This is a genomic window from Halomonas sp. LMYGS-3 (assembly GCF_059509875.1).
Map to the genome: position 1 here is coordinate 1 of NZ_JCAKFQ010000062.1, position 1,936 is coordinate 1,936.

The following is a 1,936-nucleotide window of genomic DNA, read 5'->3' on the forward strand; positions in this document are numbered from 1 at the left end:
GATAGGGGTCGGGAAGGCTTAGCCTCCCCGCCCTCCGAACCGTGCGTGCGGTTCTCCCGCACACGGCTCTCCAGTCGATGGTTTCAGCATCGTGATTGGCTCGCCTTCCGCCAGGCTTCGGTCATGGTGAAAAGCCCGGCGTTGGCGAAGGTCTTGTTCGGCCAGCGCCGATGGTCATCCCGGGTCCCGCCGCGGCCGGGCCGCTTCTCCTGCTTGCGCAGGATGGCCCGCAGGCGGCGCCTGATGAAGCTGTCCAGTGACCTGAACGTCGTCCGATAGGCGTGCTTGAAATAGCCGAACCAGCCTCGCAGGACCGGGTTCAGTGAGGCAATGATCTGCCGCAGGCTCTTGCCTTCCGTCCGGCGGGTCTTGCCCCTCACCTTGTCCTTGAAGGCCTTGAGGCTCTTCCTGCGCACCCAGCGCCTGCCCGCCTCGAAGCGGTAGCCCAGGAAGTCGAAGCCCTGGCCCTTCTGCCGGCAGTCCCCGACATGGGTCTTGTCCGGGTGCAGGGTCAGGCCGTTGGCATCGACCCAGCGGCGGATCCGTTCGAGCGCGTCTCGTGCCTGCCGTTCGCTGTGACAGAGGATGACGAAGTCATCGGCGTATCGCACCATGCGATAGCCGTGCCGGGTCATTTCCACGTCCAGCGGGTGCAGGTAGAGATTCGCCAGCAGGGGACTGACGATCGCCCCTTGGGGCGATCCGGCCGTGGGCGTCCAGCGGGCCATCTCGCTGACGATGTCCTGCGTCAGCCAGGCGCGGAGCAACGACAGAAGACGTCCGTCACTGATCCGTTCCTCGACCCGCGCCATCAGACGGTCATGCGGGATGCTGTCGAAGTACCCCTGCAGGTCGGCGTCGACCACCCAGGTCTGGCCGTCCTTGAGGGCCTCATCGACGTCCCGCAGTGCATCCCGGCAGCCTTTCCCCGGTCGGAAGCCGTAGCTCATCGGCAGGAACTCCCGCTCGAAGATCGGTTCGATGACCTGCTTCACCGCCGTCTGGACGATGCGGTCCTTGACGGTCGGAATCCCCAGTGGGCGCGTCTTGCCGTCTCCCTTGGGGATCTCGACCCGTCGGACCGCCTGCGGGCGGTAGCGCCCCTCGGCCAGGTCCGTCGCGAGCTCCGCGAGATAGCGATCCGACTGGGCAGCGAAACGCGACAGGCTCTGCCCGTCCACCCCGGCCGCGCCCCGGTTGCGGGCGACCCGCACCCAGGCGCCAGCGAGGGTCGACGGACGGTGTACCTTGTCGATCAGGCTGAACCATTTGCGACCTTTGACGCCGTTAGCCAGCGCCGCCAACATGCGATCCGTCCAGATCGAGCGGTCCACCCAGGGCCAGTTGGCCGGGTGTGACGCACCTTGCTTAGCCCCGCTCGGGGGCACTGTCAGTGCTTTGCCGTGGCGCTCACTCATCTCTGGTCGTCTCTCGCATCCATCTTCCTGCCTTCCTTCCCTCGGCACAGGTTCTGTTCTCTGTGCCTCCTGTGCGGCACCTTGGCGGTAGGCAGAGTCAGCGCTCTCGCATCTACAGACCCCGGCTTTCGCCGGGGTGAGCCATGGCCAAGGCGTGACCCGCACGCCGGTACTATGATGGCTCTGACTCCTGACCGCCGTCACCTCGGGGTCAGGTCTCCCCGCTTATCTCGTGCACCCTTCCTGACGTTCCGCCTCCAACCACCTGGCAGGCCCCGTCGTCGCTTTATCCGCCATCCCAGCGCGACGGGTGAATTTCAGGCTTCGCTACCTCCCAGCGAGCTCGCCACCTGACCCGGCCGAATCGAGTTCGTCATCCTACGGACCGCCAGTTCGCCTCCGGTTGCTCCCCACCCCGCCTCGCGGCGACGCAGTTACCTTCGGCTACGGGGTCATGGCTTACCCCGGTGCGGACTCTCACCGCACTGTGTGCACGCCTTCACGGGCGCACTGGGAGC

The 1,936-nt window shown here is 66.2% G+C and carries 1 protein-coding gene; it reads right to left on the reverse strand.

Going from position 1 to position 1,936, the window contains the following annotated elements:
- Positions 1-83 precede the first annotated feature (83 nt).
- Positions 84-1,307 (reverse strand): group II intron reverse transcriptase/maturase, encoded by a 1,224-nt coding sequence (gene ltrA / locus AC5W54_RS22425; protein ID WP_495964312.1) that lies wholly within the window; start codon positions 1,305-1,307, stop codon positions 84-86.
- Positions 1,308-1,936 lie beyond the last annotated feature (629 nt).

What these genes read in the sequence shown, in the direction of transcription:
- ltrA (WP_495964312.1), bottom strand. Translation starts at nt 1,307, where the DNA reads ATGTTGGCGGCGCTGGCTAACGGCGTCAAAGGTCGCAAATGGTTCAGC.